This is a genomic window from Erythrobacter litoralis, assembly GCF_001719165.1.
Lineage (GTDB): Bacteria > Pseudomonadota > Alphaproteobacteria > Sphingomonadales > Sphingomonadaceae > Erythrobacter > Erythrobacter litoralis.
In genome coordinates this window covers 537,376-559,070 of record NZ_CP017057.1, presented here as the reverse complement: position 1 = coordinate 559,070, position 21,695 = coordinate 537,376, and the positions used below count along the sequence as shown (strand labels likewise).

Here is a 21,695-nt window from a genome sequence, read left to right as displayed (position 1 = left end):
GGTCAAGACAGGTGAGAAAGGCCCTCGGGGGATGTCCCCGGGGGCCTTTTTGCAATTCTCAGAACCAGCCCGCGCCGCGCAGTTCGGCGACCTGGGCGCGCGCAACAGGCGCCTCGATCCCGCGCGGCAGGACCAGGCGGACATTGCGGCCCTCGCGCTTCACGTCCTCGACCGCGCCGCGCGCCACCCACCAGCTGCGATGGACCTGCCTGCCGTCGGTTTCGCCCAGATAGGCGACCGCATCGCGCATCCGCATCAGGACGAGATCGGAGCCGAGCGCGGTGTGCACGCGCACGTAATGGTCCTCCATCTCGAGCGCGATCACATCGCTGCCCAGTTCCGCCGGAAGCTGATCGAGCAGCGGATTGTCGCCGGCAGGCGGCGCGGCGATCGCATGGTCGGGATCCTGATCGGCGATCGCCGTATCGAGCCGCTTGCCGGGCGCCGTGCCGGGATCATCGGCAGCGTCCCCGCGAGCGCGAATCACATGGAACAGCGCCACGACGCCGCCGCCGATGACGAAGACGTAGAAATAGTGGAGCAGCCCCTCCTCAAGCCCAGGCAGCGGGATCGGCGGGGGGAGATGACCCGTGATCCACACCAGCGCCGCCATCGGCACGGTCGCGACCAGCGTCGCCGCGAACCACAAGGCCGCGCGCGGCAGCTCGAGCATCGCCTCGGCCCGGTCGACCACGAAACCCATCGGCCGATAGATTGCATAGCCCGCATAGGCGAAGCCGAGCCAACTAACGAGACGCCAAGCGAGCGGCATCTGGATGCTGCCGAACGGTCCGATGATCGCGAGGAACAGCCCCACCGCCGTCATGATCGCAAGGTCGATCGCCACGCGCCGGACAACCGGGGCGCGCAGCGCGCGTTCATGATCGCCGGACGAGACGGAAAATTCCACCATGGCAGTAAAATACGCTGCCCATTCGCGCTTCGTAAAGTGGCGACTCGCGCCTTACCGCGGTTTGCGCGGCACCGCTCACGCATGTCACGAGCCATTCGCGCAGGCGCGATTGCCCGCGAGCGGGCAGCGGGCATCTCCCATGGTCATCGACAACGCCCATTCGACAGGGAGACACGTGATGACCGAGCTTGTTCGCCGCTTCGCCTTTCCGCTGGCCACTTCGGACCGGCCTGCCCCCTCGGGACACGATTTTCCGCCACGCCTGCGCGCATTGGTGGCGCTTGTCGCCGCGGGGATGAGCGTGGCTGCCCTTGTCGCTATCGTGCGGGGCCTTTCCGGGACAGCGCCCTATCATTCCAATATCCGCGAACTTGCGATCCTGATCCATGTCGCGACCGTCCTTCCGGCAATTCCGCTCGGCGGCTGGCTCATCCTCGCGCGCAAGGGCGGCGCGCTGCACAAGGCGATGGGGCGGATATGGGTCGGTCTGATGGTGACGACCGCACTCGCGGCGATGTTCATCGGGCAGGGCGGCGAGGCCCTGCATGTCAGCCCGATCCAGATATTCGTACCGCTGACGCTGATCGCCGCCTGGAAGCTGGTCGCCGCCGCGCGCCGAGGCGACATGAAGACACACCGAAAGGAAGTGCTGATGCTGTTCCTCGGCGCGCTCACCATTCCCGGCCTCGTCGCCTTCCTGATGCCGGGCCGGATGATGCATGTCTGGTTGTTCGGATAAGGAGGTCAGGCGGCGCGCTTACCGACGCGCCGCCCGCCCGTATGCGTCAGCTGAAAAGCTTGCGACACACGCCTCGCGCCTCGGCCTCGTTCTTGTAGGCGAGCAGGACCTCCTGGAACTTGCAACCGAGCCCGTCGCCCCTGGCGCACAGATTCGCCGAAACAATCTGCGCTTCGCCGTAGGAACCCTTGCGGGCAAGGCGGTAGACCCTGTGCTGGTCGGTGCGTGCGTCGCAGTAGTCGCCTGCCGCTGCCTTGAAGCACAATTGCGCATTGAGCCATTCGCGCTCGCCGGCATAGCTGGGGGTGATCTGGCGATCGCCGAATATGTCCGACAGCGTGCGGCACGAATCGATCAGCGCTCCCAAGTAGCATGCCTGTTCGTAATAGGTGCGCGCGGCGTCGTAATCGGGCGTATTCATGCCCGTGCCGCGATAGGCGGCGGTCCCGGCATTGTTGCAGGCCTGGATGTCGGGGTCCTTATCCCGCAGGCAGAGCGGGCCGAGCAGCTCGATCGCCCGCCGCCCGTCGGTGCGACCGGCGCGACCATCGATGAACCACGAACCGAGATTGTAGCAGGCCGCGCCCACCCGCCGCTCGCAGCCGGTTTGGTAGAACCTGCTCACCTCGGGATAGATCGAGGGGTCACTTTTCGAACGGGTCTCCACGAGAGTGGCCGCGGCGTAGAAACAGGAGACGTCATCGCCGCCGTCGCAGCCGAGCCTGTAGAACGGGGGCGCGCCTTCATAACTTTTTGGCACGCCTTCACCGCGCCGCAGCCCGTCGCCGGCATAGCGGCAGGCGATCGGATAATTTCCGACGCATCCCTCGACCCGGAACCGCTGCGCCATTGAAGGCGATTTGCGGATGCCGTTGGTGCCCTGGGCATGGAAATTCGCAACCCTGATACAGATGAAGGCAATGCCCTCGCAGCAGGCCCCCTCGAACATCTGCATCGCACGCGGCACGTCGGCGGCCACGCCTTTGCCGTTGAACAGGTAGAAAGCGAGCGAGACGCAGCCGCGCCGGTCGCCCGTCTCGCACGATTGCCGGGTCAGCCCGTATCCTTTCGCCTTGTCGACTTCGAGTCCGCCGAGCCCGTTCTTGTGGGCATAGGCCAGGAAAACGGCTGCGCACGCATCTCCGCGCTCGGTCGCCTTGCGCAGGTCTTCGACCGTGGCCTGTTCGAGAATGCATGTCGTGAGCCGCTTGGTCGATACCTGCGTGATGTCATCGATCGACAGCGCATTCCACGGCTCCGCCCTGCCCTGCGCCGCGGCCGGACTGCCTGGAACGAATGCGCCGAGGGCGCATAGCAAGGCGGCCGCAAAGGCGGCGATTGGCATGGATTTCGTGGACTTCCCCCATTTTCGTGCCCCCGGATAATGCCAAGCGTGCATTCGCCTGTCCAGAACGGGCAGGCCTGCGCAAGGCTTCTCAGGCGATCTTAACGCACGCGTTTGAGCACGAGATAGAGCGCGCCTTCGCCGCCGTGCCTCACATGCGCGCGGCGCACGGCGGCGACGCAATCGGCATGGCGGCTGGCGGCGAGCCAGTCGAGCAGCTTCGCCCGGATCGCGCCGCGCCGCTCCATCCGGTCGGCGGGATCGACCGGCCGCTCGCGCCCGGCGACGACAAGCACCACTCGCGCCCCCATCGCCCTTGCCTGGTCGAGCCCGTTCATGATTCGCCCATGCGCCGTGTCGAGAGTGTGACCATGCAGGTCCAGCGTCAGGTCCGGCGTCACCCGCCCCGCCTTCAGCCGCCGATTCCAGTGCGAATCGAGCTCGGACGAGAAACGCGGGCGCGGCGCGGGCGGCGGTGCGGGCCGCGGCGGGCTCGCCGCGCCGGGCCGGGTCCGCACAGGAGTAGGTCCGGGCGGAGCAGCCCTGGCCCCCTCCTTTTTCGGCGACACGACGCGGGCCGCTGTTTCGCCCACGCCCGGCACCTTGCGGCCCGCCAGAGGGGTGACGCTTTCGGCAAGGCGCTCCCAGGCGGCACGCTCCTCGCTCGTCAGGCCGCGCGGCGCGCTCATCGGCCTTGCCCAAGGCGTTCGAGCGCAGGTTTGGGCAGCAGGACCAGCGCCTCGCCGCGCCCGCTCATCGTGCCGGCCGTGGCGCGCGCCTCGGGCCCGGCGCCCCAGAACGTGTCGAAGCGGTTCGCGCCCTTGATCGCTCCGCCCGTATCCTGCGCGATCCACAGCCCGTCCGCCTCGTCCCGGTCGAGGTCGAGCCAGACAGGCGCGCCCAGCGGCACGAAGCGCGGATCGGCAGCGAGCGACGCGCGCGGGCGCACCGGCACGCCGAGTGCGCCCAGCGGCCCATCCCCGTTAAGCTCGCGGAAGAAGACCCAGCTTTCGTTCATGCGCATCAGCGCCTGACCCTCCGCCGGGTTTTCGCGCAGATAGGTCATGATGCCCTGCATCGATCCGGGATATTGGCCCGGCCCCTCACCCAGCAGGCCGCGTTCGCGCATGACCGCACCGATGCTGGTGTAACCGCGCCCGTTCTGCCCGGCATAGCCGATGCGGATGACCTCCCCTTCCGGCGTGCGCAGGCGCCCGGAGCCCTGGATCTGGAGGAAGAAGAATTCGATCGGGTCGGCCGCCCAGGCGATGACCGGCGCGCGGCCCATGAGCGCCCCGCCCTCGATCTCGGCCCGGCTGTAATAGGGGATGAAAGCGCCGCTCGCAGTGCGGCGGCCCAGCGGCGGACGGCCCTCACGATCGGCGGGCGGCGCGCTGTCCGGCCAGCCGCGCTCGAGATCGGGCGGCATGCCGTAAACCGGGACTTCGAAGCCCGGACGGCGGGTGCGGCTGCCGAGGATTTCAGGTTCGTAATAGCCGGTGGCGAAGGCGGTGCCCTCTCCGACGCGGACAGTGGCGAAATGGGATGCGAAGAACCGGGACGCGCGCGCGGCCGGCCAGTCTCGCGCCGCTTCGCAGGGGATGCGCCAGTCGGCAGGAGCGGCGAGGCCGCTGGAATCCTCGCGCGCCAGAAGACGGGGGCAGGATTCGCGGAACGAAGCGAGCGCGATGGCGGCATTGGCCTGCGACAGGCCAAGCGCGGCGATCGCGGGTCCGGGCACGATCCCGGCGGCAGCGGCGCTGTTGACGACCGGAGCGGAGGAGACCGTGACAGGCGGGGACACGGGCGCGCCGGCGTCAGGAATTGCCGTGCATCCGGCCAGCACCACCATGAATGCCAGTGCGGCCGAACTGCGCATCAGACGATTGTCCCGTATGCTCGTCCCGGGCCGGCCCGGACGCGTGACCTAGCCCTCGTCGGTTTCGTCGAGCAGCCAGTTCGGATCCTTCGAGCCGACATTGCGGCTGAAGGTCCAGACATCCCGGCTTTCGATCGCATCGTCGAGCGAGCCGGCAACCACATTGCCGTCCCTGTCGCGGGTCACCGCCGCGATATCGGCCACGAACAGCACCGCGATACGCGCCGTGCGGCCCGAACGGCCTCCGTCGAGCGAGGCGGAATGAATGCGCGTTTCCTCGATCCGGATGAGCTTGTTGTCGAGCGTCTCACCCGCTTCCTCGCGCGCTTCGATCGCGGCGACGAAACCTTCGTAGACATCGTCGTCGCACAATTCGCGCAGCGTTTCGCGGTCGCCGTTCCAGAACGCTTCGAGCACCATTTCATAGGCGCCCTTCGCCCCGGCGAGGAATTGCGGGAGGTCGAAGCGGCTGTCCGCCTGCGCGATCTCGCGGATGCCGCGTTCGACCGCGGGCATGACGCCTTCCATCTCGATCACGCGCTGGGGCGCTGCGGGCGCGTATTGCGGCGACTGGGCGGGACGCTGATCGTCGTCCTTGCCCGAATCGAAGCGCTGCGGGACCGACTCCTCTTCATGTTCGGCTCGGCGTCCGAGCACGGAATAGAGCCGCAGGCCGAGAAAAGCGGCGATCATGGCGAGGATGACGATTTCTACGATCACAATGGATACCCGATCTCAATTGGTGGTTGCCCCGCTCCTCCCGCGTTGCAACGCATGAACCCCTGTCGTGCCTGAAATAGGCATCAATTACAATTCGCCAACGCCGAAACGGTTGCAAATTGCCGCATTTTCGCTGCGTCTGGTGCCAGATTCCTCCTTCGGGGCACCGGTCGCGGCGACGCACCATCTCACGTTCATCATGCGCGCGTCAGGTTGCGGCCTTGCTGCGCGGGTGCTACGCGCGCGCCGCAGCCTGCTGGCCGCCCGCGCAGTCAAAACGGGCGATCCGGTTCAATCATATCCTATTCGAAAGACTTTTCCCATGGCCGAAGAAGGCGACGTTCTCACCAATCTCGACAACCAGCAGGGCGCCAATGGCGCGGACAATCAGCCTGCCGCCGCGATCCTGACGCAATACATCAAGGACCTCTCGGTCGAGAACCCGAACGCGCCCGACGTCTATCAGTGGCAGGGTCAGCCCAAGATCGACGTCCAGTTCAACATCGGCGCCGAGCCGGTGGGCCAGGAAGTCCATGAGGTCACGCTCAAGATCAACATCACCGCCTCGGGCGACAAGGGCAATTTCTACCTCGTCGAACTGGACTATTGCGGCCTTGTCGGCATGCGCAACATTCCCGAGGACCAGGGCCATGCCTTTCTCTACGCCGAAGCGCCGCGCCTGCTCTTCCCCTTTGCCCGCCGGGTCGTGGCCGATGCGGTGCGCGATGCGGGCTTTCCGCCGCTGGTGGTCGATCCGATCGATTTCAACGGGCTTTATGTCCAGCAGCTCAATGCGCGCCGCCAGCAGCAGGGCGCGGACGACGCGCCGGCGCCGGGCGGCGACGCCTGACACCCGCCGACCGGGGGGCCTGAGGGCGTGAGCCTGCTCAGGAATGTCGGCACGATCGGCTCGCTCACCTTGCTGAGCCGCATCGCCGGGATGGCGCGCGAGATGATCTTCTCGCGCGTCCTCGGCGCGAATGCGGTGACCGATGCCTGGTTCCAGGCCTTCATCATACCCAACGTCTTTCGCCGCCTGTTCGCCGAGGGCGCGTTCTCGGCCGCCTTCGTGCCGATGTTTTCCAAGCGGCTGCACGGCAAGGACGACGCGCAGGAGGGTCTGGAGGACGCGCGCAGCTTCTCGAACGACGTGCTGAGCGTGTTCCTGCCGGTCCTGATCCTGCTCGTGGCGGTCTTCGAGCTCGCCATGCCGGGGGTGATCTGGATCCTGTCGGAAAAGCCGGTCGATCCCGAGACCTACCCTCTCGCGGTCGATTTCGCGCGGATCATGTTCCCCTACATCATCCTCGTCAGCCTCGTGACGCTGTTCACGGGGATGCTGAACAGCGTCTCCCGATTCGCTCCGGGGGCGAGCTTCCCGATAATCCTCAATCTCGTCCTCATCGCCTCCTTGCTGGGAGGCGAGCGATTCATGAACGCGACCGGCGCGAGCGTTGCCGAGACCGCTTATGGCATCGCCTGGGCGGTAACGGGGGCAGGCGTGATGCAGCTTGCCTGGCTCTATTACTGGGTCCGGGTCGAGGGTTTCCGGCCGAAACTGATGTGGCCGCGGATCACGCCCGAGGTGAAGCGCCTGTCGATCATCGCCCTGCCTGCCGCGATCGGCGGCGGGGCCTACCAGATCAACACGCTGGTCCAGCTCTATTTCCTCAACCAGCTTGAAGACGGTTCGGTGAGCTACATGAATTATGCCGACCGGCTGAACCAGCTCCCACTCGGCATCATCGGCATCGCGCTCTCGACCGCAATCCTGCCGACGCTGTCCAGATTCGTCGGCAGCGAAAACCGGGAAGGCGCAGACCGCATCCAGTCGGACGCGATCGAGCTTGCCATGCTGCTGACCATCCCTGCCGCCGTGGCGCTGGCGATCTGCGCGACACCCTTCGTCACGATGATCTTCCAGGGCGGGCGGTTCGATATCGCCGATGCGGCGGTGACGGGCGAGGTGCTGGCCATGCTGGTTCTCGGCCTGCCTGCCTATGTGCTGGTCAAGGTGCTGGTGCCCAATTTCTACGCCCGGGCCGATACGAAGACCCCGGTAATCGCGGCGTTCATCTCGCTCGGCGTGTTCATCGCCTTCACCTTCACCGTCCTCGATACCCTGGGCGTGGTCGGCGTGGCGCTGGCGAGCGTGTTGGGCGCTTGGATCAATGTCGCCTTCCTGCTCGTCGTGCTCGCGCGGCGCGGACATTATCGCATTCCCGGCGTCCTGTTCTTGCGCATCGGCAAGCAGGTGCTGGCCGCCGCTGCCATGGGGGCCGCCTTGTTCTATGCCCGCGACCTGCTAACCGACTGGTTCGCCGCCGGGATCCTCGCTCGTCTCGCGGCTCTGCTGGCGCTCGTCGGAGCGGCGGCGGTCGTCTATTTCGGCATCGCCTTTGCGGTCGGAGCGATCGACCGGCGGCGCATCGCCACCCTAACCAAGAAAGCGAAATGACAATGCGAGTCGTCTCCGGCATCCAGCCCACCGGAAAGCCCCATCTCGGCAATTATCTCGGCGCGATAGTCAATTACGTGAAGCTGCAGGACGAGGCCGTGGCGGCGGGAGGGGAATGCTTCATCTTCCTCGCCGATCTTCACGCCCTGTCCATGCCGCACGATCCGGCCGAGCTGTCCGAGGCGACCCGCGAGATGGTCGCCACGCTGGTCGCGTGCGGGGTCGATCCGGGCAAGACCGTGCTGTTCAACCAGGCCCAGGTCCCCGCCCATGCCGAACTGCAATGGCTTTTGAACGGCACGGCGCGGATGGGCTGGCTCAACCGGATGACCCAGTGGAAGGACAAGGCCGGCAAGAACCGCGAGGGCCAGTCGGTCGCGCTGTTCACCTATCCCGTCCTCCAGGCCGCCGACGTGCTGTTGTACCAGGCGACGCATGTGCCCGTGGGCGAGGATCAGAAGCAGCATCTCGAACTCGCCCGCGACATCGCGCAGAAGTTCAACAACGATTTCTGTCCCGAGGACGCACCGCTCTTCACCTTGCCCGATCCCTATATCCCGCCCGCTGCGGCGCGGATCATGAGCCTGCGCGACGGGACCGCGAAGATGTCGAAGTCCGACATGTCCGACATGAGCCGGATCAATCTCGTCGACGATGCCGACACGATCATGAAAAAGGTCAAGAAGGCCAAGACCGATCCCGAACCGCTGCCCTCGGAAGAGAAGGGCCTCGAAGACCGCCCCGAGGCGAGGAACCTCGTCGGGATCTACGGCGCGCTGACCGGCCGGAGCACCGCCGAGGTGCTGGCCGAGCTTGGAGGAGAGGGTTTCGGCGCGTTCAAGCCGAAGCTCGGCGAAGCGCTGGTCGAAACGCTCGCGCCCATCAATACCAGGTTCCGCGAACTGAAAGCCGATCAGGAGGCATTAGACGCGATCCTCGCACGCGGCGCGGCGCAGGCGCGCGAGCGCGGCGTGCCCACGCTCGACGCGGCCTATCGCGCGCTCGGCCTGGTGCGCGGATAGGCCGATACGGCGCCGACGAACCCCCTGATGACGCTCGCTTTTTGGACGAAGCGAGGCACATGCGCGTTCAATGCTGGTTCAGACCCGCACTGTATAAGGCCGTCATGACGGTGCTGCATCCGCGCGCCGGCAAGGTCGTATGATCGTCTCGAGGCTGACGGACGAGCCGCCGAAAACGGGCGGGCCGCCACTTCTCGACAAGGCGAGGCGCTCCCCGGCTGGGAGCGAGAGGGCATGGCGGTCTGCCGGGCATGGCACAAGGCACTGGTGAACTCGCAGAAGGTATGCCATGAAACATCCTAACATGAACCCAAGACGTTCCTACACGGCCACGGTCCGCATCGGTCTCGCGCTTGCCCTCGCCGGCAGCCTTGCGGCCTGCGCGACGCCGTTCAAGGCCGATGTCTCGCGCTTTGCCGCGCAGCTCCCCGCACCGCAGGGCGAAAGCTTTGCCGTGGTGGCGGAGGATCCGAAACTCGCCGGCGGGCTCGAATTCGCCATGTATGCCGATCTTGTCGCGGAAGAGCTGACCGAACTCGGCTACACACGCGCCGCTTCGCCTTCCGAGGCGAGCCTGCTCGTGCGCTTCGACTACGATGTCGACAACGGGCGAGAGCGCGTGCGCACATCCAATGTCGGTGTCGGCCCGGCCTTCGGCCCCTGGGGTGCCTGGGGCGGCTGGGGCGGCGGCTTCGGCTTCAATCGCGGCTGGGGCGTGGGCTTCTACGATCCGTGGCTCGCAGGCCCGCAGGTGCGCAGCTACACCGTCTATACGAGCGGGATCGACATCAAGATCGATTCGACCACGACCGGCGAACGCCTGTTCGAAGGTCAGGCGCAGGCGGTTTCGCGCTCGAACCGGCTGCAGACGCTGGTACCCAATCTGGTCGAGGCGATCTTCACCGATTTCCCCGGCAATTCGGGCGAGACGCTGCGGATCACGATCCGCGACGACGAAAGCAAGAAGGTCAAGGAAGTCGACTGAGCCGGACGCGTTCCGGTCACATTGGATGGGAGGGAAAGGCGGCGCCATGGGATCGGCGCCGCCTTTTTTGTTCTAGACCCCGGTGGACCCGAAACCGCCCGCGCCGCGCGCGGTCGCATCGAGCTCTTCGACCTCGCGCCATGACGCCTGCACCACGGGCGCGAGCACCAGCTGCGCGACCCTGTCCCCGCGAGCGATCGCGAAGGGTTCGCTCCCGTGATTTATCAGCAGGACCTTCAATTCCCCGCGATAATCCGAATCTATCGTTCCGGGGGTGTTGGGCACTGTGATGCCGTGCCTTAAGGCGAGCCCCGAACGCGGGCGGACCTGGATCTCGTAACCGGCCGGTATGGCAAGCGCGAGGCCGGTCGCGACCGGATGGCGCGCGCCGGGCTGGATCGTCACGTCCTCTGCGGAAACCACGTCCATCCCGGCCGCACCTTCGGTGGCATAGGCGGGGAGATCGAGGCCTTCCCCATGGGGCAGGCGCTTCACTTCTACGGGTACGGCCGTCATTCGGCGGCTTCGGCCTTGAGCGTCGCGGCGATCCGTTCGGCCAGCGCCATCGCGACGTCGCGCTTGGGCATCTGGTCGAGCGTCTCGACCCCGCTTTCGCTCACGATATGGACGAGATTGTCGTCGCCGCCCATCACGTCTCCTGACACGTCATTGGCGACGATCCAGTCGGCGGCCTTGCGCTTGCGCTTCTGCTTGGCATTGGCGAGGACATCGTCGGTTTCGGCAGCGAAGCCGATGACCAGTTCCGGGCGATCCTTGCCGGCGGCGAGATTGGTCAGGATGTCGGGATTTTCAGTCAGCATCAGCGCGGGCGGTGCCGAGCCGCGCTTCTTGATCTTCTCGCCCCGATATTCCTTCGGCCGCCAGTCGGCGACCGCTGCGACCATGACAGCGGCATCGGCGGGAAGCGCCCTTTTCACGGCTTTCGCCATGTCCTCGGCGGATTCGACATCGACGCGTGTCACACCCTCGGGCGTGCGGAGCGAGACTGGGCCCGCCACCAGCGTCACTTTCGCGCCGAGAGCCGCAGCGGCCGCGGCGATGGCAAAGCCCTGCTTCCCGCTCGACCGGTTGGCGATGTAGCGCACCGGGTCGATCGCTTCCCATGTCGGCCCTGCTGTGACGAGCACGTGGCGGCCCTTGAGGGGACGGTAGGATGCGTCGACTTCGAAACTGGCCGCATCGCCGTCGGCGCTTTCGAACGGCCCGGGTTCAAGGCGTTCGGGCGGCTGCCTGCGCGGGTCGAATTCGTGGTTCAGCGCATCGGGATCGATCGGCGGCGCGGAAGATGCCCCGCCCTTCTTCGCGAGCAGCGGCCCGCCGAAATCAGGCTTGAATTCGGGAATTTCCTCCTCGGGCGGCAATCCGTCGCCACCGGAGCCTTCATCCTCGCCGATATCCTGCTCGAAATCGTCCTCGAACTCGGAATATTCGGTCTCGATATCCTCGTGCGTGCGCTTGGGCGTGGAGCGCGGAATGAGCCGCGACAGGAGCCCGCCGAGCCCGCGCCCGACATCGCCGTCCTCGTCCTCGTCGTCGTCGTCGGCTTCGACCAGATCGTTGGCGGCGGCGGGAGCGGCAGCCGGAGCGGGCGTAGGATCCTCGACCTCGATCCCGAAATGCGCCGCAATCTCGCGCCAGATGACTTCGGGTTCGGGCAGGCGCCCATAGCCGAATTCGCCGCAGGCCATCGCACCTTCATCGGGATGGAGCACGCTGACGCCCGCCTGCCTCAGCCATTCGATGTTGCGCTGGGTCGCTTCGTGTTCCCACATCCGAACGTTCATCGCAGGGACGGCCATCACCGGCTTGTCCGTGGCGAGGATCAGCGTGGTGGCAAGATCGTCGGCGATGCCGCTCGCCATCTTGGCGACGAGATCGGCGGTGGCGGGACAGACGACGACGAGATCGGCCTCGCGCGACAACTGGATATGGCCCATCTCGACCTCGTTCTTGAGATCGAACAGGCTGGTATAGACCTGGTTTTCCGACAGGGCTGCAAGCGACATGGGCGTCACGAATTGCTGCCCGCCCTTGGTGACGACGCAGGTGACATCGCCGCCGCCCTTGCGGATCAGGCGGACGAGCTCCAACGACTTGTAGGCCGCGATACCGCCGCCCACGACCAGCAGGATTTTCGGCCCAGCGCCGCACATCGCGTCATGCATCTCCTAGTCGCGGCGGAAGCGTTCCCGCCGCATCTCGCGCGTTCCACCTAGCCTTCGGGCCCCGTTCCGCCAAGAGGCGAGCAGGTCCCTTGCGCCGGGCATGGTTAAGGTTTCGCTTATACAGGCGGGGATCGCCCGCGCCAAACGGCTTGAGACAGGATGCGCCGACGAGGCATAAGCGGCAGGATCAATCGAAAGGAAGTCCGATGACCGTCACTTTGCTGCGCGCCGCCCTGTTCCTAGCGGGGCTGGTATTTATCATCATCGGCGGTTCGTTTCTCGTCGATCCGGCAGCCATGGGCGGCAGTTTCGGGCTGGTGCCGCGCGGCGCGCAGGGCCTCTCCAGTCTGCGCGGCGATTTCTTCGCCTATTTCGTGGTCGCCGGCGCATGCCTGCTGATCGGCGCGTGGAAACGGCGCGGCGAATTCCTGCTGGTGGCGGGCGCGATCTTCGGGCTCACCTTTCTCGCGCGCGCCTACAGTCTCGTCGTGGACGGGTTCTATCTCGGCTGGGTGGCGCCGATGGGGGTCGAGGCGGTGACGGTGATCCTGATCGTGGTAGCGAGCCGGATACTGCCCAGCGGGGCCTTCGTCGAGCGCGAGGAGTGAAGCGTCAGCCGAGCAGGCCGGAAGCGACAAGCCCCCACATCGCGCCCGCGCCCACCGCGCCGGCGAAAAGATAGCCCAGCAGCGAGCCGCCCTGCCCTTCGCGCGGGCGCCGTTCGGTGAGGAGCGGAATCTCCGGCAGCGGTGGCGGTTCGGGCGCGCCGCCCTTGGGCGGGAACTTCTCCTCCAGCCGCCGGATCAGACCCGGCAGGCGCAGCAGCGTCTCGGTGTCTTCCTTGAGCCGGTCGGCCAGCGCGGCCTCGGGGCCGAGCTCATCGCGGATCCACGACCGGACATAGGGCGCGGCAGTGTCCCACATGTTGATGTCGGGATTGAGCTGGGTCGCGATGCCTTCGACCATCACCATCGTCTTCTGCAGCAGTAAAAGGTGAGGCTGGGTCTGCATGTCGAAATCGCGGGTGATCGCGAACAGCCCGTCGAGCATCTGGCCGACCGAGAGTTCCTTGACCGGCTTGCCGCGCATGGGCTCTCCCACTGCGCGCAGCGCGGTCGCGAATTCGCCGACCGAATGGTAACTCGGCACATATTGCGCCTCGAAATGGATTTCGGCGACGCGCTGATAATTGCCCGTCGTCAGCCCGTAGAGGATTTCAGCCAGCCATTGCCGCGCGCGCCGGTCGATCCGGCCCATGATGCCGAAATCGATCGCGACGATCGTTCCGTCGTCCTCCACGAACAGATTGCCCTGGTGCATGTCGGCATGAAAGAAGCCCGCGCTGATCGCCTGCGTGAGAAAGCTGATGACGAGCTTTTCGGCGATCGCTGGCAGATCGTGCCCGCGCTCGATCAACGCCTCGGTATTCGAGATCTTGACCCCGTCGATCCATTCGATCGTCAGCACGCGGCCATTGGTGCGATCCCAGTCGATCTCGGGAATGCGGTATCCCGTCACCCCCGCCATCTGCTCGGCGAGCTCGCTGGCCGAGGCGGCTTCGCGGCGGAGATCGAGTTCAGAATTCGACCAGCGCTTGAAATTGGCGATCGTCAGGCGCGGGCGCAGGCGGCTCGCCTCTCCGCCCATCGCCTCGACATGGGCGGCGGCCCATTCATAGGTCTGGATGTCGCGCGCGAATTTCTGGCGGATGCCGGGGCGCAGGACCTTGATCGCGACCTTGCGGCCGTCTTTCGTTACGCCCTTGTGCACCTGCGCGATCGAGGCGGCGCCGACGGGAACAGGGTCGATCTCGGCGAACAGGGTCTCGAGCGGCTGTTCGAAACTCGCCTCGATCTGTTCGCGGATCTTGTCGAACGGGACGGGCGGAAGATTGTCCTGCAGGCTGAGAAGATTGTGCGCCGCTTCCTCGCCGACGAGATCGGGCCGCGTCGCAAGCGACTGGCCGAGCTTGATCGCCGCCGGACCGATCGCACGAAAGGCGCCCGCATAGTCGCGCGGTCCCTTTGCCCCGGTAAAGGTCGCGAGCCGGGCAAGCTTGACCAGCCGGCGCAGTGCCGAAGGCGCGTTCGGGTCCTCCTCGATCCCCACCAGCGCGCGGCGGCGAGCGAGCGTCGTCCCCCAATTGGCGAGGCGCAGGAGATGGATGGCAGGCGCTGTCATGTCAGGTCAGTGCGCTCGAACCGGCAAAGTGTTCCCCATGCGGCCGCGATCAGACCTTCCAGCCCGAATGGATCGCGACAAGCCCGCCCATGATCGGTTCGACCTTGGTGTTCACGAAGCCTGCGCGCGCGATCATCCGTTCGAATTCGGCCATGCGCGGAAACTTGCGGATCGATTCGACGAGATAGCGATAGGAATCGGCATCCCCAGCGATCACCTGGCCCATGCGCGGAAGAAGCCGGTCGGAATAAAGGTCGTAGGCCTCCTTGAGGCCCGACCATTCGACGGTCGAGAATTCGAGGCAGAAGAACCGCCCGCCCGGACGCAGCACCCGGTGCGCCTCGGCCAGCGCGCGGTCTATGTGGGTCACGTTCCTTATGCCGAAGGCGATGGTGTAGGCATCGAAGGTGTTGGAGGCGAATTCGACCTGCTCGGCATTCTGGCAGGTGAAGACGAGGCTGCCCTCGTCCTCGCTGCTGCCGCGTTCGACGGCGCGCTCTGCGCCGACGTCGAGCATTTCCTGGTTGATGTCGGCGACCGTCACATGCGCACCCTTCGCCACCATGCGAAAGGCAATGTCGCCTGTCCCGCCCGCCATGTCGAGCACCTGCTCGCCCGGCTGCGGCTTCACGCGCTTGACGAAACGGTCCTTCCAAAGCCGGTGCATGCCTGCCGACATCGCATCGTTCATGATGTCGTATTTCTGCGCGACGCTCGTGAAGACCGCGCCCACGCGGCGGGTCTTTTCCTCTGGGGTGACGTCTTCGTAGCCGAAGGAGACGGTTTCGGGGCTGTCGGTGGCAGTGCGCGCTGTGTCGTTCATGGCGGCATGCCTTAGGGTGAATCGCGCGCGGGGCAAAGGCCTTGTATTCACGCTTCGTCGGGGCGAAAGCGAGTGCCCCTTTCGCTGGCCCCGCGCCGCCCTTACGACAAGCCTTTCCGCCATGCCCGAATTGCCCGAAGTCGAAACCACCGTTCGCGGCCTCGCCCGCTATCTCGAAGGCGAGCGGATCACGCGTGTCGCGGTGAACCGCCCCGATCTGCGCCGCCCCTTCCCCGCCGATCTGGTACAGGCGATGACGGGCGCGCGGGTCACCGGCCTCGCGCGGCGCGCGAAATACGGCCTCATCCACACCGACCGGGCGCGCACGCTGGTGTTTCACCTCGGCATGAGCGGGCGCTGGCGGATCGATCCCGCACAGGCCGACATTCACGACCATCTCCTGCTCGAAACCGCGGACCATCGTTTTGCCTTGTGCGACCCGCGCCGCTTCGGCTCGGTCGATCTCGTCGAGACGGAGGCGCTCGGGGAATGGCCGCAATTCGCCGCCATGGGGCCGGAACCGCTGGGCGAGGACCTGACGCCGGCGCATCTCAGGGCCGCTCTTGCCGGGCGCACCCAATCGATCAAGCTGTGCCTGCTCGACCAGCGGACCGTCGCGGGGCTTGGCAACATCTATGTCTGCGAAGCGTTGTGGCGCGCGCGAATCCATCCGAGGAAAGCCGGCGGCAAGGTGACGAAGCCGCAGCTTGCCCGGTTGGTGCCGGCGATCCGCGATGTGCTCGAGGCGTCGATCCGCGACGGCGGCTCGACCCTGCGCGATTATGCCGCGCCCGACGGGGAACTGGGCTATTTCGCGACGCGCTTCGACGTCTACGGACGCACGGGCGAACCCTGCCGCCGCGCAGATGGCGGGACCGTGCGACGCATCGCGCAGGGCGGGCGCAGTACCTGGTTCTGCCCCAAATGCCAGCGCTGACGGGCTGCGCGAGGTGCAGGTGCGAGGGAATCGTTGACCTTTCGGCCCTCCCGCCCTATGTGGCGCGCTTCCCGGCGGCCGGGTCCGTAATGTCCGGATGCTGCCGAGCGACCTTTTGACAGAGCATCGAACCTTCACGCTGGCCCGATAGGCCACGCCGACAAAACGCGAGACAGACGAGAAGACATGGCCAACACGCCGCAAGCCCGTAAGCGCATCCGCCGCAACAACCGCCGCGCGGACATCAACACCGCCCGCATGAGCCGTATCCGCAGCTTCATCAAGAAGGTCGAAACGGCCATCGAGGAAGGCGACAAGGACGCGGCGGCCAATGCCCTGAGGGCGGCCCAGCCCGAAATGCAGCGCGGCGTCGCCCGCGGCGTGCTTCACAAGAACACCGTCGCGCGCAAGATCTCGCGTCTCTCGAAGCGCGTCTCCGCGCTCTGAGGGCCGCCGGGCGGACGCTCCGATGGGGCGAATCATCCGCGGGTTTTTATAGGTGATTCTACGGGGCTCGCACGCTGTCGAGCCCGCCGCTCCCGAATAGGGCCGCGCCGATCAGGTGCGGCCTTTTTTCATGCGACAATTGTGACTGCGAACCCTGCGCGAAACGTAAGGATTCCTCACGATTCGCGAGTGCTAGAATACGCTTCGCAAAGCAAAACAGGGACTTGAACGAACGGCTGCGGGCTTGCGCCGAGTCAACAGGATTATTTCACTTTTTTTAAACGCGCCTGCTTGCCTTGGAGGGCGATCGGTTCTTTATTCGCGTCTCACTCGGAGCGGGACAGTCCGGGTTCTTAAAAGCTGATGACAGGGGGCATCCCGAGGGACCACGTTTCCCGGGGAAAGACGAATATTGCCTGTCGTACACGAGGTATGCCGCCCGGGGCCAAACGTCCCGGGTGCGAGGACGAATTGGGGAAGTAATGGTGCATAAAATCGACAAGGCGCGGACCACGCGTCGTTCCACCGACGACGATCTGATGGAAGATGCAGAAGCCGTGAACCTCGCCGCCGATTGGGCCGATATCAGCCAGGGCCTGCGCAAGGATCTCGGTCACCAACTGCACAGCCAGTGGATCCGCCCGATCCAGCTTGGCGGGATCGACAAGGACACCGGCACGCTCGATCTCTATCTGCCGACCGAATTCGCCGCGAACTGGGTCAACGACCGTTTCCGCGACCGGCTCCAGCTCGCGTGGAAGATCGCCCGCAGCGAAGTTCGCCAGGTCCGTGTCCAGGTCCATCCGGGTCGCCGCCAGCTGCCCGAACTTCATCTCGAGGATTCGCGCCGCGCGGCCAATGACGGAGCCAGTGCGATCGCGGTCGCCGCGGGGACGATCGGCGATTCGGGTTTCACCGGTTCGGTCGGGCTCGATCCATCGCTCACCTTCGCCGCATTCGTCACGGGTGAGGCGAACGTGCTCGCCTGCAACGCGGCGCAGCGCATGGCCGCGACAGAAAAGCCGCAATTCTCGCCGCTCTATCTCAAGGCCGCGACCGGACAGGGCAAGACGCACCTTCTCCATGCGATCGGCCATGCCTACCTGCAGGCCCATCCGCGCGCGCGGATCTTCTATTGTTCGGCAGAGCGCTTCATGGTCGAGTTCGTCCAGGCGCTGAAGGCGAACCAGATGATCGAGTTCAAGGGCCGCCTCAGGAGCTTCGACCTGCTGCTGGTGGACGACATCCAGTTCATCATCGGCAAGGCATCGGCGCAGGAGGAGTTGCTCTACACGATCGACGCGCTTCTCGCCGAGGGCAAGCGGCTGGTCTTCGCCGCCGACCGCGCCCCGCAGGCATTGGACGGGGTCGAACCGCGGCTCCTCTCGCGCCTGTCGATGGGCCTCGTCGCCGACATTCAGGCCGCCGATATCGAGCTCAGGAAGAAGATCCTCGAATCCAAGCTTTCGCGTTTCGCGCCGCTTTCGGTGCCCGAGGACGTCATCGACTTCCTCGCCCGGACGATCACGCGCAATATCCGCGAGCTGGTGGGCGGGCTCAACAAGCTGATCGCCTATGCCCAGCTGACCGGGCAGGAAGTCTCGCTCCAGCTGGCCGAGGAACAGCTCACCGACATCCTTTCGGCCAATCGCCGCCGGATCACGATCGACGAAATCCAGCGCACCGTTTGCCAGTTCTACCGCATCGACCGCTCGGAAATGAGCTCGAAGCGGCGCGCGCGCGCCGTGGTCCGCCCGCGGCAGGTGGCGATGTACCTGTCGAAGGTGCTCACGCCGCGTTCCTATCCCGAAATCGGGCGCAAGTTCGGCGGGCGCGACCATTCGACGGTCATCCACGCCGTGCGCCTGATCGAGGACCTGCGCCAGCGCGATGCCGACATGGACGGCGATGTGCGCAGCCTCTTGCGCCAGCTGGAAAGTTAATTCTCACGCAATTCGCGCAAGTTCTGGACAGTTTAGTCCACAACCGCGCTCCACGATGTCTCCACGCCTGATCGACAGGGTTGTGCCCCGCCCATGCACAGCCCTGTCGACAGGTCATGCCCAAGATGCCAACAGGCTTTCCCATGAGCCTTTCACCGGCCCGCCTCGACCGCTTTGCGCGCCATATCGTCCTGCCCGAGATCGGTGGCGCGGGCCAGGTCGCACTTTCCCGCAGGCATGTCGTCGTCATGGGCCTTGGCGGGATCGGCTCACCGGCATTGCAATATCTCGCCGCGAGCGGGATCGGGCGCTTCACGCTGGTCGACGACGATACGGTCGACGTCTCGAACCTCCAGCGCCAGACGATCTTCACCCAGCGCGATACCGGCCACGGCAAGGCGACGAGCGCGCGCCGCTGGCTCGCCAATTTCGACGATACGCTAAGCGTGGAGATATCGGATGCGCGGGTGACGAAGGACAATGCCGGAGGCATCGTTGCAGGCGCCGACCTCGTGCTTGACGGGACCGACAATTTCGCCACCCGCCTCGCCGTTTCCGATGCCTGCGTCGCCGCGAGCGTGCCGCTCCTGAGCGCGGCGGTGGGGCAATTTCAGGGGCAGGTCGGAGCATTTGCCGGACACCTAGCCGACCAGCCTTGCTATCGCTGCTTCGTCGGCGACGCCTTCGATGCAGAGGATTGCGACACCTGTGCGGAGGACGGGATGCTCGGCGCGATGGCGGGCTGGACCGGGAGCTTTGCCGCGATGCAGGCGGTCCGCGTCCTGCTCGAAGGGGTCAGCGCGTTCGGCAGGCCGCAATGGGGCAGGCTCCACCTGCTCGACGGCATGGCGCCGGGAATGCGGACGCTCAATATTGCCAAGGACCCGGCCTGCAAGGGCTGCGCCTCGACCTGACGCGGCTCACGCTCGCCCTGTCGCAGGCAACGGGGCGCGTGGAACCGGCAAGTAATCCTTTCGTTGGTCTAGGTGAACGAAAGGATGAATTCATGACACTTCTCAATATCTTGATCCTCAGTGCCGGCGCAGTCTTCGGATTTTCGCAATGGCAGAAGATGAAGAGGAAAACACCGGACGACCATCGCCCGAAGCCCGAAGAGAAATTCAAGGGTGGTGGGGAGCCGACGCAGGCGCGTCCGTGATCCGATCGAATTCCCGCAGCGAGAGAGGCCGGCCCATGCGCCGGCCTTTTTCATGCGCGTGTGCTATAACGAATGCGCAATGAACGACGCACAGGACAGGAACGAGCTCGCCGAGGACCGGACCGACTGGGCCGAGGATCGCACGCTGATGGCGAACGAGCGGACCTTCGCCGGGTGGATGCGCACGGGGCTGGCCGCGGTCGGGATCGGGCTCGGTTTCAACGCCCTGTTCGGCAAGCTCGATCCCGTCTGGGTGGCAAAGGGCATCGCGACGATTTTCATTGCGATCGGCGTGTTCGTATTCTGGAGCGCGCAGCGCAATGCGAGCGCCGTTCAGAGCCGGATGGATTCGCACGATGCGGCGCCGATCCGGACTTCGAACATGAAACTGATCGCTGCCGCGATGGCCTTTGCAAGCGCCTGCCTCGCCGTCGGCATCTGGGCGATCGATCTGCGCAGTTGATCAGCCGCCCAGGACCTCGTCGACCCATTGCGCAACGAGCACGCTTGCCGGGCCGTGCCGCGATTCGGTGAAAAACCGGCTACCTTCCGAAGGCTCGAGATTGAGCTCGAGCGTGTGCGCGCCGTTCATCAACGCCTCCTGCACGAAACCCGCCGCTGGATAGACCGCGCCGCTCGTGCCGATGCTCACGAACAGGTCGCAGGCCGAAAGCGCCTCGTAGATCCGCCCCATGCGATACGGCATTTCGCCGAACCACACGACATCGGGGCGCAGGCTCGGAGCCTGGCATACCGGGCATTTCGGGCGATCGGATAGCGTCGCATCCCATGGCGAGCGCATCTCGCATGCCGTGCACAGCGCGCTCGAAAGTTCGCCATGCATGTGCAGCACGTCCCGCGAACCGCCGCGCTCGTGGAGATTGTCGACATTCTGCGTGACCAGCAAAAGGTCGCCGGGAAATTCGGCCTCCAGCCGGGCCAGCGCCTTGTGCGCTGCATTGGGTTCGACCCCTTTGAGCGCCTCGCGGCGCTGATCGTAGAAGCCGAGCACGAGATCGGGATCGCGCGCGAAGCCTTCGGGCGTCGCCACATCCTCGATCCGGTGCTTTTCCCACAGCCCGCCCGCATCGCGGAACGTGTCGATCCCGCTCTCGGCGGAAATGCCTGCACCTGTAAGGATGACGATGCGCTCGAACTTTGCCATGAAGCCTTTGACCACATCAGGCGGAGCGAAAGCAATGAGCGAGGGGGCAGGCACTGGCGGAACACGGCGCTTCGCCGTGATCGGGCACAAGGGCCGCATGGGTCACGCGATCGCGACGGCGATCGAGGAGGCGGGGCACGAATTCTGCGTGGGCGTCGATCTCGGAGGTGACCCGGAGCCGCTGCTGGGACAGTGCGAGGTGGCAGTGGACTTTTCCGCGCCGGACGGCCTTGCCGCGAATCTCAAGGCGGCGAAGGCAGCGGGCATTCCCATCCTGATCGGCACGACGGGGCTGGAGCAAGAGCACTTCGCGATGATCGCCGAGGCGGGGAAGGCGATTCCCGTGCTTCAGACCGGCAACACCTCGCTCGGCGTCACGCTGCTCGCCCATCTCGTGCGCGAGGCGGCGGCGCGGCTGGGGCCGGAATGGGATATCGAGGTGCTCGAAATGCATCACCGGATGAAGGTCGATGCGCCTTCGGGCACGGCCAAGCTGCTCGGCGAAGCGGCGGCCGAGGCGCGCGGAATAGAGCTGGCCGACAACATGGAAAGCGGTCGCCACGGCTTCACCGGCGAACGGCGCGAGGGGAGCATCGGTTTCGCCACCCTGCGCGGCGGAACGGTCGCGGGCGAACACAGCGTGATCTTTGCCGGACCTCAGGAACGCATCACCCTTTCCCATAACGCGGAAGACCGAGCCATCTTCGCACGCGGTGCGGTCAAGGGGGCGCTGTGGCTGCTCGAACAGGAGCCAGGGCGCTACCGGATGGAGGACGTGCTCGGCCTGTGACGG

Annotated in this window: 23 protein-coding genes; 13 read left to right on the top strand and 10 right to left on the bottom strand. The window is 65.8% G+C overall.

Translation table 11 applies throughout. The features are described from left to right. Nucleotides 1–58: 58 nt before the first annotated feature. The gene (locus Ga0102493_RS02640) at nt 59–913 is read right to left on the bottom strand and encodes a LytTR family DNA-binding domain-containing protein (RefSeq protein WP_034905411.1); all 855 of its coding nucleotides are present in this window, start codon (nt 911–913) and stop codon (nt 59–61) included. A 178-nt stretch (nt 914–1,091) separates the two neighbouring features. Here Ga0102493_RS02640 and Ga0102493_RS02635 point away from each other — a divergent pair, with 178 nt between their 5' ends. Beyond that, a complete protein-coding gene (locus Ga0102493_RS02635; protein WP_034905548.1) occupies nt 1,092–1,652 on the top strand; it encodes a DUF2306 domain-containing protein in 561 nt (186 codons plus the stop codon). A gap of 46 nt (nt 1,653–1,698) precedes the next feature. Here Ga0102493_RS02635 and Ga0102493_RS02630 read toward each other — a convergent pair whose 3' ends face one another. From Ga0102493_RS02630 to Ga0102493_RS02615, 4 genes are all read right to left on the bottom strand, one after another. Continuing rightward, nucleotides 1,699–2,997 (bottom strand): tetratricopeptide repeat protein, encoded by a 1,299-nt coding sequence (locus Ga0102493_RS02630; protein WP_034905409.1) that lies wholly within the window; start codon nt 2,995–2,997, stop codon nt 1,699–1,701. Nucleotides 2,998–3,098: 101 nt separating this feature from the next. Further along, on the bottom strand, nt 3,099–3,686 hold the full coding sequence (locus tag Ga0102493_RS02625; RefSeq protein ID WP_034905407.1) for a Smr/MutS family protein: 588 nt from the start codon (nt 3,684–3,686) through the stop codon (nt 3,099–3,101). Continuing rightward, complete coding sequence (gene mltA / locus Ga0102493_RS02620) at nt 3,683–4,876, bottom strand: murein transglycosylase A (RefSeq protein WP_034905406.1); 1,194 nt, start codon at nt 4,874–4,876, stop codon at nt 3,683–3,685. Before mltA ends, Ga0102493_RS02625 begins: the two co-directional genes overlap by 4 nt. Before the next feature lie 48 nt (nt 4,877–4,924). Next, on the bottom strand, nt 4,925–5,596 hold the full coding sequence (locus tag Ga0102493_RS02615; protein ID WP_034905404.1) for a Tim44/TimA family putative adaptor protein: 672 nt from the start codon (nt 5,594–5,596) through the stop codon (nt 4,925–4,927). A 322-nt stretch (nt 5,597–5,918) separates the two neighbouring features. Between Ga0102493_RS02615 and secB the strand changes: the two genes are divergently transcribed. The 4 genes from secB to Ga0102493_RS02595 all read left to right on the top strand — a co-directional run bounded on the left by secB (nt 5,919) and on the right by Ga0102493_RS02595 (nt 10,061). After that, nucleotides 5,919–6,446 carry a protein-export chaperone SecB gene (gene secB, locus Ga0102493_RS02610; RefSeq protein WP_034905402.1) on the top strand — a complete coding sequence of 176 codons (528 nt, stop codon included), beginning with the start codon at nt 5,919–5,921 and terminating at the stop codon, nt 6,444–6,446. 27 nt (nt 6,447–6,473) lie between these two features. Then, nucleotides 6,474–8,054, top strand: a complete 1,581-nt coding sequence (gene murJ / locus Ga0102493_RS02605; protein ID WP_034905401.1) for a murein biosynthesis integral membrane protein MurJ — start codon at nt 6,474–6,476, stop codon at nt 8,052–8,054. A gap of 2 nt (nt 8,055–8,056) precedes the next feature. Continuing rightward, nucleotides 8,057–9,076 (top strand): tryptophan--tRNA ligase, encoded by a 1,020-nt coding sequence (trpS, locus tag Ga0102493_RS02600; RefSeq protein ID WP_034905400.1) that lies wholly within the window; start codon nt 8,057–8,059, stop codon nt 9,074–9,076. A gap of 304 nt (nt 9,077–9,380) precedes the next feature. Continuing rightward, the gene (locus Ga0102493_RS02595) at nt 9,381–10,061 is read left to right on the top strand and encodes a DUF4136 domain-containing protein (protein WP_150132402.1); all 681 of its coding nucleotides are present in this window, start codon (nt 9,381–9,383) and stop codon (nt 10,059–10,061) included. Nucleotides 10,062–10,133: 72 nt separating this feature from the next. On the opposite strand, the gene dut is transcribed toward Ga0102493_RS02595, so the two are convergent. After that, nucleotides 10,134–10,577: a dUTP diphosphatase gene (dut, locus tag Ga0102493_RS02590; protein WP_034905395.1), complete on the bottom strand. Its 444-nt coding sequence runs from the start codon at nt 10,575–10,577 to the stop codon at nt 10,134–10,136. Further along, a complete protein-coding gene (locus Ga0102493_RS02585; protein ID WP_069297438.1) occupies nt 10,574–12,247 on the bottom strand; it encodes a bifunctional phosphopantothenoylcysteine decarboxylase/phosphopantothenate synthase in 1,674 nt (557 codons plus the stop codon). Before Ga0102493_RS02585 ends, dut begins: the two co-directional genes overlap by 4 nt. Nucleotides 12,248–12,453: 206 nt before the next feature. Between Ga0102493_RS02585 and Ga0102493_RS02580 the strand changes: the two genes are divergently transcribed. After that, nucleotides 12,454–12,855 carry a DUF4345 family protein gene (locus Ga0102493_RS02580; protein WP_034905393.1) on the top strand — a complete coding sequence of 134 codons (402 nt, stop codon included), beginning with the start codon at nt 12,454–12,456 and terminating at the stop codon, nt 12,853–12,855. A gap of 4 nt (nt 12,856–12,859) precedes the next feature. Here the strand turns inward: Ga0102493_RS02580 and ubiB are convergent, their stop codons facing one another. After that, the gene (gene ubiB, locus Ga0102493_RS02575; protein WP_034905391.1) at nt 12,860–14,428 is read right to left on the bottom strand and encodes a 2-polyprenylphenol 6-hydroxylase; all 1,569 of its coding nucleotides are present in this window, start codon (nt 14,426–14,428) and stop codon (nt 12,860–12,862) included. A gap of 49 nt (nt 14,429–14,477) precedes the next feature. After that, entirely contained in the window at nt 14,478–15,251 is a 774-nt protein-coding gene (locus Ga0102493_RS02570; protein ID WP_034905389.1) for a class I SAM-dependent methyltransferase, read from the bottom strand. Nucleotides 15,252–15,372: 121 nt separating this feature from the next. On the opposite strand from Ga0102493_RS02570, the gene mutM reads away from it, so the two are divergent. From mutM to Ga0102493_RS02545, 6 genes are all read left to right on the top strand, one after another. Then, entirely contained in the window at nt 15,373–16,188 is an 816-nt protein-coding gene (gene mutM, locus Ga0102493_RS02565) for a bifunctional DNA-formamidopyrimidine glycosylase/DNA-(apurinic or apyrimidinic site) lyase (protein ID WP_034905387.1), read from the top strand. Between the two features lie 186 nt (nt 16,189–16,374). Further along, complete coding sequence (rpsT, locus tag Ga0102493_RS02560) at nt 16,375–16,635, top strand: 30S ribosomal protein S20 (protein ID WP_034905385.1); 261 nt, start codon at nt 16,375–16,377, stop codon at nt 16,633–16,635. A gap of 482 nt (nt 16,636–17,117) precedes the next feature. Beyond that, a complete protein-coding gene (gene dnaA, locus Ga0102493_RS02555) occupies nt 17,118–18,578 on the top strand; it encodes a chromosomal replication initiator protein DnaA (protein ID WP_034905383.1) in 1,461 nt (486 codons plus the stop codon). A 143-nt stretch (nt 18,579–18,721) separates the two neighbouring features. Continuing rightward, a complete protein-coding gene (locus tag Ga0102493_RS02550; RefSeq protein ID WP_034905379.1) occupies nt 18,722–19,492 on the top strand; it encodes a HesA/MoeB/ThiF family protein in 771 nt (256 codons plus the stop codon). A 92-nt stretch (nt 19,493–19,584) separates the two neighbouring features. Further along, entirely contained in the window at nt 19,585–19,737 is a 153-nt protein-coding gene (locus Ga0102493_RS16090) for a hypothetical protein (RefSeq protein WP_161490033.1), read from the top strand. A gap of 79 nt (nt 19,738–19,816) precedes the next feature. Next, entirely contained in the window at nt 19,817–20,200 is a 384-nt protein-coding gene (locus tag Ga0102493_RS02545; RefSeq protein ID WP_034905377.1) for a YidH family protein, read from the top strand. Here Ga0102493_RS02545 and Ga0102493_RS02540 read toward each other — a convergent pair whose 3' ends face one another. After that, nucleotides 20,201–20,902 (bottom strand): NAD-dependent deacylase, encoded by a 702-nt coding sequence (locus Ga0102493_RS02540; protein WP_034905544.1) that lies wholly within the window; start codon nt 20,900–20,902, stop codon nt 20,201–20,203. It lies immediately after the preceding gene. 34 nt (nt 20,903–20,936) lie between these two features. Between Ga0102493_RS02540 and dapB the strand changes: the two genes are divergently transcribed. Next, the gene (gene dapB / locus Ga0102493_RS02535; protein ID WP_051698239.1) at nt 20,937–21,692 is read left to right on the top strand and encodes a 4-hydroxy-tetrahydrodipicolinate reductase; all 756 of its coding nucleotides are present in this window, start codon (nt 20,937–20,939) and stop codon (nt 21,690–21,692) included. Nucleotides 21,693–21,695: the final 3 nt, after the last annotated feature.